Annotated in this window: 17 protein-coding genes; 10 read left to right on the forward strand and 7 right to left on the reverse strand. The window is 31.7% G+C overall.

Going from position 1 to position 14,978, the window contains the following annotated elements:
* Nucleotides 1-146: 146 nt before the first annotated feature.
* From pheS to MJ_RS02595, 5 genes are read left to right on the forward strand one after another with little or no spacing between them, the layout of a single operon-like run.
* Nucleotides 147-1,589, forward strand: a complete 1,443-nt coding sequence (gene pheS, locus MJ_RS02575; protein WP_010869988.1) for a phenylalanine--tRNA ligase subunit alpha — start codon at nt 147-149, stop codon at nt 1,587-1,589.
* 19 nt (nt 1,590-1,608) lie between these two features.
* Nucleotides 1,609-2,076 (forward strand): DUF3236 domain-containing protein, encoded by a 468-nt coding sequence (locus MJ_RS02580; RefSeq protein WP_064496510.1) that lies wholly within the window; start codon nt 1,609-1,611, stop codon nt 2,074-2,076.
* 29 nt (nt 2,077-2,105) lie between these two features.
* Entirely contained in the window at nt 2,106-2,897 is a 792-nt protein-coding gene (locus MJ_RS02585) for an SAM-dependent methyltransferase HcgC family protein (RefSeq protein ID WP_064496511.1), read from the forward strand.
* A gap of 47 nt (nt 2,898-2,944) precedes the next feature.
* On the forward strand, nt 2,945-3,886 hold the full coding sequence (gene mdhB / locus MJ_RS02590; RefSeq protein ID WP_010869991.1) for an L-2-hydroxycarboxylate dehydrogenase: 942 nt from the start codon (nt 2,945-2,947) through the stop codon (nt 3,884-3,886).
* Nucleotides 3,887-3,899: 13 nt separating this feature from the next.
* Nucleotides 3,900-4,328, forward strand: coding sequence for a DUF2120 family protein (locus tag MJ_RS02595; RefSeq protein ID WP_064496512.1), 429 nt, complete (start codon nt 3,900-3,902; stop codon nt 4,326-4,328).
* On the opposite strand, the gene MJ_RS02600 is transcribed toward MJ_RS02595, so the two are convergent.
* Nucleotides 4,317-4,604, reverse strand: a complete 288-nt coding sequence (locus MJ_RS02600; RefSeq protein WP_010869993.1) for a hypothetical protein — start codon at nt 4,602-4,604, stop codon at nt 4,317-4,319. The genes MJ_RS02595 and MJ_RS02600 overlap by 12 nt on opposite strands.
* 133 nt (nt 4,605-4,737) lie before the next feature.
* Nucleotides 4,738-5,589, reverse strand: a complete 852-nt coding sequence (gene nadC, locus MJ_RS02605; RefSeq protein ID WP_010869994.1) for a carboxylating nicotinate-nucleotide diphosphorylase — start codon at nt 5,587-5,589, stop codon at nt 4,738-4,740.
* A gap of 128 nt (nt 5,590-5,717) precedes the next feature.
* Here nadC and MJ_RS02610 point away from each other — a divergent pair, with 128 nt between their 5' ends.
* The 3 genes from MJ_RS02610 (at nt 5,718) to MJ_RS02620 (ending at nt 8,045) form a co-directional block, all read left to right on the forward strand.
* On the forward strand, nt 5,718-6,113 hold the full coding sequence (locus MJ_RS02610) for an Rpp14/Pop5 family protein (RefSeq protein WP_064496513.1): 396 nt from the start codon (nt 5,718-5,720) through the stop codon (nt 6,111-6,113).
* 34 nt (nt 6,114-6,147) lie between these two features.
* Nucleotides 6,148-7,539, forward strand: coding sequence for a selenocysteine-specific translation elongation factor (gene selB / locus MJ_RS02615; protein WP_064496917.1), 1,392 nt, complete (start codon nt 6,148-6,150; stop codon nt 7,537-7,539).
* Between the two features lie 92 nt (nt 7,540-7,631).
* Nucleotides 7,632-8,045, forward strand: coding sequence for a hypothetical protein (locus MJ_RS02620; protein WP_244409471.1), 414 nt, complete (start codon nt 7,632-7,634; stop codon nt 8,043-8,045).
* On the opposite strand, the gene hjc is transcribed toward MJ_RS02620, so the two are convergent.
* From hjc to MJ_RS02645, 5 genes are all read right to left on the reverse strand, one after another.
* Entirely contained in the window at nt 8,037-8,438 is a 402-nt protein-coding gene (hjc, locus tag MJ_RS02625; protein WP_010869998.1) for a Holliday junction resolvase Hjc, read from the reverse strand. The genes MJ_RS02620 and hjc overlap by 9 nt on opposite strands.
* Nucleotides 8,428-8,895 carry a methanogenesis marker 6 protein gene (locus tag MJ_RS02630; RefSeq protein WP_064496514.1) on the reverse strand — a complete coding sequence of 156 codons (468 nt, stop codon included), beginning with the start codon at nt 8,893-8,895 and terminating at the stop codon, nt 8,428-8,430. Before MJ_RS02630 ends, hjc begins: the two co-directional genes overlap by 11 nt.
* A gap of 151 nt (nt 8,896-9,046) precedes the next feature.
* Nucleotides 9,047-10,321: an isopropylmalate/citramalate isomerase large subunit gene (gene leuC / locus MJ_RS02635; RefSeq protein ID WP_010870000.1), complete on the reverse strand. Its 1,275-nt coding sequence runs from the start codon at nt 10,319-10,321 to the stop codon at nt 9,047-9,049.
* A 431-nt stretch (nt 10,322-10,752) separates the two neighbouring features.
* On the reverse strand, nt 10,753-11,523 hold the full coding sequence (locus MJ_RS02640; protein ID WP_064496515.1) for a Rossmann-like domain-containing protein: 771 nt from the start codon (nt 11,521-11,523) through the stop codon (nt 10,753-10,755).
* 86 nt (nt 11,524-11,609) lie between these two features.
* Nucleotides 11,610-12,209: a DUF2119 domain-containing protein gene (locus MJ_RS02645; protein ID WP_064496516.1), complete on the reverse strand. Its 600-nt coding sequence runs from the start codon at nt 12,207-12,209 to the stop codon at nt 11,610-11,612.
* 175 nt (nt 12,210-12,384) lie between these two features.
* Here MJ_RS02645 and aroA point away from each other — a divergent pair, with 175 nt between their 5' ends.
* Together aroA and MJ_RS02655 are read left to right on the forward strand one after the other, a co-directional pair.
* Nucleotides 12,385-13,668, forward strand: a complete 1,284-nt coding sequence (aroA, locus tag MJ_RS02650; protein ID WP_064496517.1) for a 3-phosphoshikimate 1-carboxyvinyltransferase — start codon at nt 12,385-12,387, stop codon at nt 13,666-13,668.
* Between the two features lie 108 nt (nt 13,669-13,776).
* Complete coding sequence (locus tag MJ_RS02655) at nt 13,777-14,973, forward strand: homocitrate synthase family protein (RefSeq protein WP_064496518.1); 1,197 nt, start codon at nt 13,777-13,779, stop codon at nt 14,971-14,973.
* The last annotated feature ends 5 nt before the right edge of the window (nt 14,974-14,978 follow it).

A 14,978-nucleotide genomic window follows, 5' to 3' on the forward strand; every position in this document is an offset into this window, starting at 1 on the left:
GAAGGACGAAAATTTTTAAAATAAGAATATGGACGAAACTGATGAATTGTAGATTTAAACATGGGTTGATAAACATAGTTATCTATTTATTAAAGAAAATAATACTATAAAAAGAATAAAATTTAGCAGTTCTGTATGGTGGGATTATGGAACTACATATAGATGAAAAGAGATTGTTAAAGATTTTTCAGGATAATAATAGAGATGAGTTTAATTTAAATGAATTAGAGAAGTTCATGCCAAAAGAAAAGATTTTAAGGGTTTCTTTATGGTTAAAAGGTAAAAATTTGGTAGAAACAGAAGAAAAAGTAAAGAAGATAATAAAACTCATTAAAGAAGAAGAGTTTCCAGAGAGGAAAATAGCAAACTATTTAAAACAACACAACATCAAAGAAATTGAAATTAAAAACTTAAAAGATATTTTACCAAAAGAGGAAATTAATGCTGCCTTAGGTGCTATAAAAAGAAAAGGAATAGCAAGGATTGAGAAAGGTAAAATTATTTTTGATAATTTAGATTACAAGGATGTTGAAGAACAACTATTACAAAAAATCAAAGAAAATAAATACCTCGACGACTTTAGTGAAGAGGAAAAAAAGATTATAGACATTTTAAAAAAGAGAGGTTATGTAGATTTTGATGAAGAGAAAGAAATAAAGATAAAATTAACTGAAAAAGGAAAAGAGTTCATAAAAAATCCAATAGAGATTGAAGAAGAGATTACCCAATTAACAAGAGATATTATAATAAGTGGAAAGTGGAAAAAAGCATATATAAGACCTTATGACGTAAAAGTTCCTACCAAGCCAATATACCCAGCTAAAGTCCATCCATTGACAAGAATTATTAGAGAGGTTAAAGAGATTTTATTAGCTATGGGATTTAAAGAAGTGAAAAGCCCAATTGTAGAAACAGAGTTTTGGAACTTTGATATGTTATTTGAACCACAAGACCATCCAGCAAGAGAAATGCAAGACACTTTCTTCTTAAAATATCCAAATGAGGGAGATATTCCAGAAGATTTATTAAGTAAGGTTAAAGAAGTTCATGAAAGATGTTGGAAATACAAATTTGATGAAAATGTCTCAAGAAGATTGATTTTAAGAACTCATACCACTGCATCATCAATAAGATACCTTGCATCTTTATCAGATGAAGAAAAAAACAAGCCTCACAAGGTATTTTGTATAGATAGAGTATTTAGAAATGAAGCAATTGATTATAAACATTTGCCAGAGTTTTATCAGTGTGAAGGAATTATAATGGATGATAATGTTAATTTTAACAACCTAATTGGAGTTTTAAAAGAATTCTTAAATAGATTGGGCTTTGAAAAGGTTAGATTTAGGCCAGCTTACTTCCCATTCACTGAGCCATCCTTAGAGGCAGAGGTTTATTTAGAGGGTAAAGGCTGGTTAGAAATCTTAGGAGCAGGAATATTTAGACCAGAAGTTTTAGAGCCAATTGGTATTGAAAAGCCAGTTTTAGCTTGGGGTATTGGGTTTAGTAGATTAGCAATGCTTAGATATGGATTGACAGACATTAGAGATTTGCATAAGAATGATTTAGATTGGTTGAAGAGAGTATAAACTAAAATAAGTGATTGTAATGGAGGAAATTATTAAAAAAGCTTTTATTGAATCAATTAATAATATTAGGAGAGGGGATAAAGAGGAAGAACTAAAAAAAATTCAAGAAAAGATAGTCAATGCCAAAAAGATTGTTGTTGCTACAAACAATCAAAAGAAATTTAAAGTAATAAGAGATATTATGTTAAGGGTTTGTAATGCAGAGATAAAAATGCTCGATATAGATACAAGGTTCGCTGATTTAACAAGAATGCCAGCATTAACTAAAGGATTAATAGCTTTGGATATTGAAAAAGCTGATTTATACATTGCGAGGGGAAGATTGGGAGCTCCAGGTTCTGGTTCAATGCTTGTAATATTGGATGAGAAAGGGAGAGTTTTAACTGCCTCTTTATCACCTTCATCAGTTATTCATAAAGAAGATATAGAGGAGAGAATAAAGAAAGAGTTAATTGAAGCATTAAGTAGAATTGGAATTTCCATTTAATTTAATCTTTCATTTTGGGGTGTGGAATTATGAAGTATGGAATAACTGAGATGGTAAAAACAATTGACACAAAAACAAGAGTTGTTGATGTGACAAATGAGATAGCAAAGAAAAAATATCAAGCAATTAGGGATTTCTTAGAGGGAGAGGAGTTTAAAGAAGTTGTAATATTTGGGGTCTATTTATGGGGAAATTACACTGCCCAAATGCTTTCAAAATATGCTGATAAAGTTTATTTAGTTGATATACATGAATTTATGAAAGGATTTGTTCCAAACAACAACAGTATAAAATTCTTAAATTTAAATGAGTTTAAACTAAAATTTATAAGAGGAGAAGTAAATCCTGATTTAATTGTTGATTTAACAGGACTGGGAGGAATTGAGCCTGAATTTTTAGCTAAATTTAATCCAAAGGTTTTTATTGTTGAAGACCCTAAGGGGGTTTTTGATGTTGATATTTATGAGGCAGACAATACATATAAGAGAACAGCTCCATTCATTGAAAAAGCAAAGGTAGGGGTTTTAAAAACCTATAGAAAGGCAAGAGTCTCAAAAACCTCTGGGACTATGACATTAACAATTGACACAATAGTTGATGCTTCAAGGGAGATAACAAGTTTGGACGGAGTTTTATATGCTATTCCAAACTTAAGATATTATGAAGGAATTTTATTCCACGAAAATGATATTCACAAATTTTTATCAGAGATTTCACAACCTGCTATCACAATAAGCACATTAAACGATGTATTAGATGAAGCTGAAGAGATACTCTCAAATAACATTAATCTCATCTATTCTTTTGTTGAGGAGCTTTAATTCCTCTTTTTAATTTAATTTTAAAATCTCTTTTGTGAGGGGAAATTATGAAAGTTACAATTATAGGAGCTTCTGGTAGAGTTGGGAGTGCAACAGCCTTATTATTAGCTAAAGAACCTTTTATGAAGGATTTGGTGTTAATTGGAAGAGAACATTCAATAAATAAATTGGAAGGATTGAGAGAAGACATCTACGATGCCTTAGCTGGGACAAGAAGTGATGCAAATATATACGTTGAGAGTGATGAAAATCTAAGGATAATTGATGAAAGTGATGTTGTTATAATAACAAGCGGTGTTCCAAGAAAAGAGGGAATGAGTAGGATGGATTTGGCAAAAACAAATGCAAAAATTGTTGGGAAGTATGCTAAAAAAATAGCTGAAATCTGCGATACAAAAATATTTGTTATAACAAACCCTGTGGATGTGATGACTTATAAAGCTCTGGTAGATTCAAAATTTGAAAGAAATCAAGTTTTTGGATTAGGGACTCATTTAGATTCTTTGAGGTTTAAGGTTGCTATTGCTAAGTTTTTCGGTGTTCATATTGATGAAGTTAGGACGAGAATTATTGGAGAGCATGGGGACAGCATGGTTCCATTGTTAAGTGCTACCTCTATCGGAGGAATTCCTATTCAAAAATTTGAAAGATTTAAGGAACTGCCAATAGATGAGATTATAGAGGATGTTAAAACAAAAGGAGAGCAGATTATTAGATTGAAAGGAGGTTCTGAGTTTGGTCCAGCAGCAGCCATTTTAAATGTTGTTAGGTGTATTGTGAATAATGAGAAAAGATTGCTAACTTTATCCGCTTACGTAGATGGAGAGTTTGATGGAATTAGAGATGTGTGTATTGGAGTTCCAGTAAAGATTGGAAGAGATGGGATAGAAGAGGTTGTATCAATTGAATTGGATAAAGATGAGATAATTGCATTTAGAAAATCTGCTGAAATCATTAAAAAATACTGTGAAGAAGTTAAAAACTTATAATTTTGGTGTTAGTATGTGGAAAGTTAATATTGGTAGATTGATGCATGCTTTAAATGCTTTTAAGGGTTCTAAGCCGTTATTTGAGACGGATGAGATGTTAATGGTTAAAGGAGTTTGTAGGGATGAAGAAGTTGAGAAATATGGTAGTATTAAAGATTATTTAGTTAAAAAATTGGAAAAGGAGGGTTTTGAGATTGTAGAAGATATTAAAGAGATAGATAAGTTTGTTAGTAGAATAAACGAGATTTTAAAAGAAAATCCTCTTTATCCAGATACATTTGGTTTTGAAAGGATGAAAGAGAGTTTTGAGATGATTGGGTGTGAGTGCGACTATGTTATAGCTAAAAAAAGAAATATAATGGTAGGAGTTTGTATGTATTTTGATAAAAAAATGAAGAATCCAAAATTTGTTGAAGTTGTTGGTGTTTTATTACCTTCTTAATTTTTTACAAACATCTGCATCGTCTAAGTTATTTTTAAGGGCTTCTTTTAGAATATTATTTTCACTATTTAAAATATTATCTATAATTTCATCTGAAGCTCCAGAGCACACATTGTTTTTTAGATTTTTTAACATTTTAATTTCAGTATCAATTTTTTCTTCCTGGGCTCTTTTATAAGCCATGGTAGTTTTAGATTTACTTTTGTTTAATACCGTAAACGCCAATATTAGACTAATTCCTAACAATAATATTGCTATTATTATTACGAAATTCATAATATAACCCTAAAAATATTTTTTGTTTAATGAAAAAATTGTGATATACCCCAAATAAATCACAGAATTATAAAGTTTATTATTTGTGATATTAGTATTTTTATTTTATTATTCTTTCTATTAAATTTTAATTTTATTGATACCTAACTATATCCAAACTCATATCAACACTCTTTACAGAATGAGTTAAAGCTCCCATTGATATAACATCAACATTGTATTTTGCATATTCTAAAATATTATCTTCTTTTATTCCACCGCTAACTTCAATTATTGGCTTAAAATTGGTTTTTCTTTCAAATTCATCAATTATCTTTAAAGCTTCCTCTATCTCTTCTGGTTTGAAGTTGTCAAGCATTATTATATCTGCCCTCTCCTCTAAAGCTTCTCTCAACTCTTTCAAGTTACTAACCTCAACTTCAATCTTTTTTGTAAAGCTAACATTTTCCTTAGCCCTTCTTATAGCTTCTTTCACACCAACAATTGCTATATGATTATCTTTAATTAAAACACAGTCATCTAACCTAAATCTATGTGTGTCTCCACCACCAATATATACTGCATATTTTTGTAGTGGAGATAATAAAGGAAGAGTTTTTCTTGTGCAGGCCACCCTGACGTTTTTATTTACTGATTTAGCTTTTTTAACTATTCTGTTTGTCATAGTGGCTATTCCGGAGAGGTGCATAAGTAGATTTAAGGCGGTTCTTTCAAGCATTAAAATGGTTCTTGCATCCCCTTCAAACTCTAATATGTTTCCATAAGCTTCTTCTCCATCATTAAATAATTTTTTACATTTTATACCGTATTCTTCAAAAAATGCAACGATAAAATCAATCCCACAAACTATACATTTTTCTTTAGCTTTAATAACACCCTTAGCCTTTACACCTTCTGGAATGATGGAGTTTGTTGTTATATCTCCAAATCCAACATCGTATTCCAAAGATTTTTTTAGTATTTTAAGAGCATAATCTTTGAGCATGAATATCCCCCATTATTAAGTTTTTAATTTTTTAATTTAATAAAACTTAAATAATAAAAACTTTTGTTAAAAAATATGTGTAGTATAAAAATTTCTAAATACAACACACTATTTATTGAGTGATAGAAATGCTTAAAACACTACCACCAACTTTAAGGGAGAAAAAGAGATATATTGCATTTAAAATATTATACGATGAGGAGTTAAAAGAGGGAGAGGTTGTTAATTTAATTAGAAAAGCTGTTTTAGAATATTATGGCTCTTGGGGAACATCCAAGGCAAATCCATGGCTTGTTTATTATGATTTTCCTTATGGTATTTTGAGATGTCAAAGGGATAATGTTGATTATGTAAAAGCCTCTTTAATTTTGATTAGGGAATTTAAAGAAAAGCCAGTAAATATTATCTGCTTAGGAGTTTCCGGGACAATAAGAAAGGCAAAAATAAAATTTTTAGGAATAAAAAAACCAAAGAGATGGTTTGTAATTAGAAGAGAAAGGTTGAAAGCTAAAAAACAAAAATAAATAATTAATAAATAATTTGGTGATTTCTATGGAAATGAAAAATGTAAATGTTGGTTTGTTTGGGCATATTGACCATGGAAAAACACAACTGGCAAAGCAACTGACTGAAATAGCTTCAACCTCTGCCTTAGATAAACCAAAAGAATCCCAAAAGAGAGGAATAACCATTGATTTGGGATTCTCTTCCTTCACATTGGATAGATATAGGATTACCTTAGTCGATGCCCCTGGACATTCTGAGTTGATAAGAACAGCTATTGGGGCAGGAAATATAATTGATGCCGCTTTATTAGTTGTAGATGCCAAAGAAGGGCCAAAGACACAAACAGGAGAGCATCTGTTAGTTTTAGATTTATTAAACATCCCTACGATTGTTGTTATAAATAAGATAGACATTGCAAATGATGAAGAGATTAAAAGAACTGAAATGTTTATGAAACAAATACTAAACTCAACAATAAATTTAAAAAACTCTAAGATTATTAAAATCTCAGCAAAAACTGGAGAGGGAATAGGGGAATTAAAAAAAGAGCTTAAAAATCTGTTAGACAGCTTAGATATTAAGAGAGATATAAATAGCTATCTAAAAATGCCTATTGACCATGCATTTAAAATAAAAGGGGTTGGAACAGTTGTAACAGGAACGATTCATAAGGGAAAGGTGGAGGTTGGAGATAATCTTAGGATTTTACCAATAAATCATGAAGTTAAGGTTAAAAGCATACAGTGCTTTAAACAGGATGTCTCTATAGCTTATGCAGGAGATAGGGTTGGAATGGCGTTAATGGGTGTAGAACCAGAGAGTTTATTTAGAGGTTGCATATTAACTTCAGAGGATACAAAATTAAAGGTAGTAGATAAGTTTATAGCAAAAGTAAAGATTCTTGAGTTGTTTAAATATAACTTAGCTCCAAAGATGAAGGTTCATATAAACATTGGGCTTTTAACAGTCCCAGCCACAATAATTCCATATAAAATAGAGAAGATTAATGACAAAGAGGAACCAATAATACTGGAAGAAATTAAAGGGGGAGATTCTTGCTACTGTATCTTTAAGTTAGAGGAAAGAGTTGTTGTTGATGAAGGAGATAAGATTTTAATAATGAGGTTGGATTTGCCGCCAACAACTTTAAGGATTTGTGGATTTGGGGAGGTTATTGATTTTGGAGAAGTAGAGGTTAAAAAGATTGTTGTAAAAGAGGGAAAGGTTGTTAAAAAGAAAGATAAAATCTATATTGAGGGATTAGCATCTTCTAAAACAGCTGGAGAAAAACTTATTGGGGGGAAAGTTTATATCCCTGATAAGAATATATGGGGAGTTATTAAGGGGACGTTTGGAACTAAAGGGGCTTTAATTGCTGAGTTTGATGAGGAAGTTAATGGAGGAGAAAAAGTTGTATTAAAAAGAGTAAGAAAATGGGGATAAATTCATAGGTATTAAAACCGCATCTTTTATATACTCAACACAACAAAAATAAATTTTACCGATAAATTATTTTAGCTGTCTTGGTGAGAGTTGTGTATGTTGTGAATCTACCATATAAAAAGTTGGGTGTAGAATGTGATGGAAAACAGCTAATTTTAAAAATGAAATCTAAGGATGTTGAGGATAGTATAAAAATGAATTTTGAATCAGCTGCTTTATTAAAAATCTTGATGGAGCAGAGTGCAGTGATAGCTGAGAAAATAAACAAGGACTTTAAAAAGGATAAAATTAAAGTGCATAATATACATGATGTTGGAACAGTTTTTGGTGTTGATGGGAGAGTTTCAGTGGGGGTTTTACCAGCAGATGAAAATAGGGTAGCTTCAATTCTTGTTGGCTTTCATAAGGATGACAAACATATATCAGTTGTAGTGAAACCAAAAAAGATTGCATTGTTGAGTGTTATTATAACAAAAATCATAAGCGAAAATCTAAAGTTAGATTAAATCATCTATTTTTAACTGTTTTCCTCTACCTATAACTTCATAAAAATCAATAGCTATAGCTTTTATCCTTTCATCGATAACATAGTTTTTGCCATTAGTTGATAAAAGAAAAGGATTTATAAATAGCATTTCTCCATTAAACTTTATAGCTAAATAAGGTTTTCCTCCAAATATTTCAGAAAAGCTTATAAGTTTTTCAATGTCCTCCTTATTTATATAGAATTTGGTTTTTGAAGAAGTCTTACACTCAAATATTAAAACCTCTCCTTTTCTCCCAGCTATTAAATCAACTCCTTTACTTCCTGCACTCCTAATTACAGCAAATCCCTCCTTTTCTAAAAGTCTTTTTAATTCTCTTTCAAATGAACTTCCTTTTCTATATTTATGCCTCATTTTTGCTCCCTAATACTTTCTCAATAATATTTTTAAACTCCTCTACAGGTATTTTAGTTTCTCTCTTTATCAACTCATTTTCTTTAGCTAAAACTTCTTCCATTGGTTTTATTCCTTCCTTATCAATTTTATCTAATGCTAAACCAATTTTGTCTAAAACCGCTTGCTCAGCCTCTAATTGGTGGAAACCCTCTCTTGGTCCTCCTCCTCTAAATGCCCTACATCTCCTCTTATCCCAAATAGCATATCCTCTGTCCTTACAAAATATTCTATTTCTCTCATAATTTCTAATTTCTTGAGCTAATTTATCCACTAACTCTTCCTCTCCCTCAATGTATGCTCCAAAACATGTCTCTTTTACAATAACTGGCTGATTTAATGTATTTATATATCTCACTAACTTACCTGGAGTTGTTAGGGCATTTTCAGCTAAAACAATAACCTTTGTCTTTTTCATCATTTCACCATAATTTTAATATTAATTTAAATTTGCCTTCTATACTTTATAAAGATTGTTATTTATGCAAACCCCAAATGTTTAAAGCTTTAAAATAGAATACTATTAGTGCCTGCCTTTTTTAAATGTTTTAAAAAGAATTATGGAAAAATTATAAATCCCTTGGGTCAACAAGTTCTCCTTTAACAGCACATGCAGCAGCAGTTATTGGTGATGCTAAATAAATCTCTGCTTCTAATGAACCCTGCCTTCCTCTGAAGTTTCTGTTTGAGGTTGAGACACAGACCTCTCCAGGACCTAAAACACCATACAATGAACCCATACAAGCAGAGCATGAAGGATTTGTAACAACACATCCATACTTTAAGAATTTCTCAATTATTCCCTCTTTTAATGCTTTTAGATACTCTTCCCTTGAAGCTGGAGTTACAACAACCCTAACATCATCAGCAATTCCACCATGCTTCTCAATAATCTTAATAGCCATTCTTAAATCTTCCAATCTTCCGTTCGTACATGAACCAATAAACACCTGGTCTATAGGCTTTCCAGCCACTTCTCTCGCCTGTTTAACATTATCTACATTGTGTGGGCATGCAAATACTGGCTCTATTTTATCTGCCTCAATTTCATAAACCTCTGCAAATTCAGCATCTTCATCTCCTTTTATTACCTCAAATGGTCTCTCAGTTCCATGTTTCTTCATAGCCTCTTTTACATATTGGATGGTTTTCTCATCTGGCTCTATAATTCCTGTTTTTCCCCCCATCTCAATAGCCATGTTTGTCATTGTCATTCTTGATGCTATGGACATCTTTTTAACGGTTTCTCCACCAAACTGGCATGCTTTATATGTAGCCCCATCAACACCAACTTCTCCTATAATGCTTAGAATAACATCCTTTGAAGTAACGTAAGGTTGTAAATCTCCAGTAATGTTGAAGTATATTGTTTCTGGAACTTTAAACCACAATTTACCTGTTGCAAATACGTGAGCCATGTCAGTTGAACCTATACCGGTAGCAAAAGCACCAAAAGCTCCATGTGTGCATGTGTGTGAATCAGCTCCAACAACTACCTCTCCTGGAGCTACATGTCCTTTCTCTGGTAAAACTTGGTGACAAACTCCCTCTCTAATATCGTAGAAGTATTTAATACCCTGTTCTTTTACGAACTTTCTCATTAATATATGGTTTTCAGCCGCTTTTATACTATCAGCAGGAACTTGGTGGTCAAATAAAATAACTATCTTTTCTGGATTCCAAACTTTTTCAATTCCATACTCCTTTAATGTATTGACTGTTAAAGGCCCTGTAATATCATGAACCATTGCTACATCAATGTTTGCCATCACTATATCTCCAGGACTAACTTCCTTCTTTCCAGACGCCTTTGCTAATATCTTCTCTACAATTGTCATTCCCATAATCTCACCATTTAATTAGTCTTTATAAGAATAACTGTAGATATATAGTGCCTTTCAAAATTAATAAACTTATTATTAAACTTTGAACGCCTTCCTTTAGGAGGCGTTCATTAATACCTTTTATTATCTCAATAAGTTTTGAAAGGCACTATACTTTTAGAGTGTAAGTGATATAAAAAAGTTTATAAAAAATCTTTCATGAATAATAATTTAGGATGATGAACCTTACGGGGGCTGAGAGATTATTTTAATTCCTCGATGATGAGCAATAAAAAGCTGACTTAATATGATGAACCTTTCGGGGTATCTGAGAGGAATTATAGTTTTTGCAAAACATTTTGTAATAATAAGGTATATAATGAACGCCTTCTATAAGAAGGTGTTCAACTTTCCTTAGTCAATTTAATAACTTTTGCAAAAACTATATATTTTTATTCTACCTCCATAGTGTATTTCTTTGATGCTCCCTTGAATAGCATTGAAGAAGAGGCAAATTTTAAATATAGGAGAGCTTTATCAACATCTATAATCTTTGTTGATGCTATATGTGTTATGCCAAATCCTTTAAATAGCTCTGGCAAAGATTGAGCTGTAGGTCCTACTAAAATCTTTAACTTGGCATTTTTAGCCCTATCTAAAACAAAATCCAATGTATCATTTAGCAGAGTAGTTCCGCTGATAAATACGGCATCCATCTCTGGCAATAACCTATATTCAAAGGCATCGCTTAAAACTCCATCCATCAATAGTGAAGGACTTCTCTCAAACACATAGATATCAAATTTTTCAGATTTTTTCAGCATATTAACAACTGGAATCATATTTCCAACGAAAGCTATTTTTTTAATATCGTCTCTATTTAAAACTAACTCAGCGGCATCTTTTCCATTAGCTTCAAAGTTAAAATAGTATTGAGATACTGCATTGATAGCTGCAACTCCCAAAGTTCTTTCAACAATATCAAAACTATCTGCCATGTTTATAAACTCTTCCAAATTTTTATTTATATTTAAATCTTTCCTATTTCCATGCCCTCTATATTCCTCCAATAACGTCATTGCCACTCCCAAAGCTTTTTTGCCATTGCTTTCAATTAATACATAGCTATAAGGCAAGGCAAAGGAGAAATCAATAACTTTAAAATCTTCTTCTTTCTCACTTAGCAGATTTAAAGCTCTCTCTTTTATCTCTTCTATTATCATAAAACTCACTTCAGATATTTGGCGATTATTAATTTTAAAATTTTAATTACATTTAAGATTTTATTCATTATAAAGAATTAACATCATCAAAACAGCATTAAATTATATTTCTTTGAAAAATATTCTGCTTTCTCTATATGCTCTGGATAAATCTTCTTTAGTTTTTCAATAATCTCCTCCCTTCTTAAACTTTCAGCCCCAATTTTTAAAATCTTTAGAATCTCATCTTTGACTTCATATACTTTCCAGCTTGGAATCTCAATGGTCATGCAAAAATCTTCTTTACTAAATCTCTTTCTTAAAATTGGAGAGATTGAGGCTATTAGAACATTGTTTCCGATATCTATGAGTGGAGGAACTTTTTTCCTATTGTTGCTTGTTAATTTTTTATAATTTTCTTTTTTATATGCATGGAGTTCAAAATAGACCTTTGGCTTATACTTTTTGATGATGTTGATTAATGTTTTACCTTCATCACTTTCATAATACTTTTCTGATAATGTAGAGATGTATTTGCTATTTTCAACAAGTTTTGGGATAACTACTATATCACCAATATAATTGCATTCTTTTAATGAATTGACAAAATCTTTAAGAATAATTTCTGTAAATTTTCCCTCATTTCCATGCAAACCTCCAATAAACAGCTTTTTTACGCCATTACCTTTAAATTCAAAGATTTCCATAATTTTCACACTTACTTAATTTATAAATGTTAATTTTTCTCATTAGAGACAAGAATTAAGAATCGGGTATATAGAATTATCATAATTTCATTTGTATTAACTGTGTAATTATAACAACCTTAATATATCACATTTAAATTATACTCTGTTGATTAAAAAATTAGTGGTGATGTATTTGCTGATTGTTAAAAAAACAGATAGATTGGAAGGGATAGTTAAAGCTCCTCCTTCAAAATCTTACACTCATAGAGCAGTTATTGGAGCATCTTTAGCTGATGGAGTTAGCAGAATAATAAACCCACTTTGGGGAGCTGATTGTTTATCATCTGTTCATGGTTGTAGAATGTTGGGGGCTAATATTGAGTTAGATAAAGAAAAAGATGAATGGATTGTTAAAGGAGGAGAGTTAAAAACCCCAGATAATATCATAGATATTGGGAACAGTGGAACAACCTTAAGGATTTTAACCTCTATAGCCTCACAGATACCAAAAGGATATGCAATTTTAACTGGAGATGATTCTATAAGAAAGAGACCGATGCAACCTTTATTAGATGCCTTAAAACAGCTAAATATAGAGGCATTTTCATCAAAATTAGATGGAACTGCACCAATAATAGTTAAAAGTGGGAAAATTTATGGAAATGTGGTAAAGATTAGAGGAGACATTAGCTCTCAGTTTATAACCTCTTTGATGATGCTCCTTCCATTTAATAAAGAAGATACTGAGATAATTCTAACCTCACCACTAAAATCAAAGCCATATATTGATATAACATTGGATATATTAAATAAATTTGGAATAAAGATTGATAAAACTGATAACGGCTTTTTAGTCTATGGAAATCAGAAGTATAAACCAATAGATTATATTGTTGAGGGAGATTATTCTTCAGCTTCATACTTAATAGCTGCTGGAGTTTTAATAAACTCAAATATAACTATTGAAAACCTATTTGCCAACTCAAAGCAAGGAGATAAAGCTATAATCAATATTGTCAAAGAGATGGGAGCAGATATTAAAGTTAAAAAAGATAAAGTAATTATTGAAGGAGAATACAGCTTAAAAGGAATAGATGTTGATGTTAAAGATATTCCAGATTTAGTCCCAACAATTGCAGTTCTTGGATGCTTTGCAGAAGGAAAGACTGAGATTTACAATGGAGAACATGTTAGATTAAAGGAGTGCGATAGATTAAGAGCTTGTGCTGTTGAATTAAAAAAGATGGGTGCTGATATTGAAGAGAAACCAGATGGTTTAATTATAAGAGGAGTTAAAAAGCTAAAGGGGGCTAAGCTAAACACCTATCACGACCATAGATTGGTTATGGCATTTACTATAGCTGGTTTAAAGGCAGAAGGAGAAACAATTATTGAAGGAGAGGAGGCCGTTAAAATCTCTTTCCCAAACTTTGTTGATGTTATGAAGAGCTTAGGGGCTAATATAGAGGTAAAATAAAAAGTAAGTGAATAAATCAATCTCTTCATATTGATATTTTGATTAAAAAATAATAAAAAAATTTATACAGGTAATAACAACTCTATGACAAAAGTGCTGGTGATGTTTATGGATTTCTTATTTGAGAACAGCTGGAAAGCAGTTTGTCCCTACAATCCAAAGTTGGATTTAAAGGACATTTATATTTATGACACAACCCTAAGAGATGGAGAGCAAACCCCAGGAGTTTGCTTTACCAAAGAACAAAAATTGGAGATTGCAAGGAAGTTGGATGAACTTGGATTAAAGCAGATTGAAGCTGGCTTCCCAATAGTATCTGAAAGAGAAGCAGATATAGTTAAAACAATTGCTAATGAAGGGCTAAATGCTGATATCTTAGCTTTATGCAGGGCTTTAAAGAAAGATATAGATAAAGCAATAGAGTGCGATGTAGATGGGATTATTACCTTCATAGCAACATCTCCTCTCCACTTAAAATATAAATTCAACAACAAAAGCTTAGATGAAATATTAGAGATGGGAGTTGAGGCAGTTGAGTATGCAAAGGAACATGGCTTATTTGTTGCTTTCTCTGCAGAGGATGCGACAAGAACACCAATAGAGGACTTGATTAAAGTGCATAAAGCCGCTGAAGAGGCTGGAGCAGATAGGGTTCATATAGCAGACACAACTGGCTGTGCTACCCCCCAAAGTATGGAGTTTATATGTAAAACATTGAAGGAGAACTTAAAAAAGGCACATATTGGAGTGCATTGTCACAACGACTTTGGATTTGCAGTTATAAATTCAATATATGGTTTAATTGGAGGAGCTAAGGCAGTTTCAACAACAGTTAATGGTATTGGAGAGAGGGCAGGGAATGCAGCTTTAGAAGAGCTAATTATGGCTTTAACTGTCTTGTATGATGTTGATTTGGGATTAAACTTGGAGGTTCTTCCAGAGTTATGCAGAATGGTTGAGGAATACTCTGGAATAAAGATGCCAAAGAACAAACCAATAGTTGGAGAGCTTGTATTTGCTCATGAAAGTGGAATTCACGTTGATGCTGTCATAGAGAATCCATTAACCTATGAACCCTTCCTTCCAGAGAAAATAGGGCTTAAGAGAAATATTTTGTTAGGGAAGCATTCTGGATGCAGAGCCGTTGCCTATAAGCTAAAACTTATGGGAATTGATTACGATAGAGAGATGTTGTGCGAGATTGTTAAAAAGGTTAAAGAGATTAGAGAGGAAGGTAAATTTATAACTGATGAAGTCTTTAAGGAGATTGTTGAAGAAGTTTTAAGGAAGAGAAATAAAAATTAACAAAT

Origin of the sequence: Methanocaldococcus jannaschii DSM 2661 (genome assembly GCF_000091665.1) — an archaeon.
Taxonomy (GTDB): domain Archaea; phylum AGJL01; class Methanococci; order Methanococcales; family Methanocaldococcaceae; genus Methanocaldococcus; species Methanocaldococcus jannaschii.

Excerpts from the sequence above, each read along its gene's own strand:
- pheS (WP_010869988.1), top strand. The coding sequence starts at position 147 with ATGGAACTACATATAGATGAAAAGAGATTGTTAAAGATTTTTCAGGAT.
- MJ_RS02580 (WP_064496510.1), top strand. The coding sequence starts at position 1,609 with ATGGAGGAAATTATTAAAAAAGCTTTTATTGAATCAATTAATAATATT.
- MJ_RS02585 (WP_064496511.1), top strand. The coding sequence starts at position 2,106 with ATGAAGTATGGAATAACTGAGATGGTAAAAACAATTGACACAAAAACA.
- mdhB (WP_010869991.1), top strand. The coding sequence starts at position 2,945 with ATGAAAGTTACAATTATAGGAGCTTCTGGTAGAGTTGGGAGTGCAACA.
- MJ_RS02595 (WP_064496512.1), top strand. The coding sequence starts at position 3,900 with ATGTGGAAAGTTAATATTGGTAGATTGATGCATGCTTTAAATGCTTTT.
- MJ_RS02600 (WP_010869993.1), bottom strand. The coding sequence starts at position 4,604 with ATGAATTTCGTAATAATAATAGCAATATTATTGTTAGGAATTAGTCTA.
- nadC (WP_010869994.1), bottom strand. The coding sequence starts at position 5,589 with ATGCTCAAAGATTATGCTCTTAAAATACTAAAAAAATCTTTGGAATAC.
- MJ_RS02610 (WP_064496513.1), top strand. The coding sequence starts at position 5,718 with ATGCTTAAAACACTACCACCAACTTTAAGGGAGAAAAAGAGATATATT.
- selB (WP_064496917.1), top strand. The coding sequence starts at position 6,148 with ATGAAAAATGTAAATGTTGGTTTGTTTGGGCATATTGACCATGGAAAA.
- hjc (WP_010869998.1), bottom strand. The coding sequence starts at position 8,438 with ATGAGGCATAAATATAGAAAAGGAAGTTCATTTGAAAGAGAATTAAAA.
- MJ_RS02630 (WP_064496514.1), bottom strand. The coding sequence starts at position 8,895 with ATGAAAAAGACAAAGGTTATTGTTTTAGCTGAAAATGCCCTAACAACT.
- leuC (WP_010870000.1), bottom strand. The coding sequence starts at position 10,321 with ATGGGAATGACAATTGTAGAGAAGATATTAGCAAAGGCGTCTGGAAAG.
- MJ_RS02640 (WP_064496515.1), bottom strand. The coding sequence starts at position 11,523 with ATGATAATAGAAGAGATAAAAGAGAGAGCTTTAAATCTGCTAAGTGAG.
- MJ_RS02645 (WP_064496516.1), bottom strand. The coding sequence starts at position 12,209 with ATGGAAATCTTTGAATTTAAAGGTAATGGCGTAAAAAAGCTGTTTATT.
- MJ_RS02655 (WP_064496518.1), top strand. The coding sequence starts at position 13,777 with ATGGATTTCTTATTTGAGAACAGCTGGAAAGCAGTTTGTCCCTACAAT.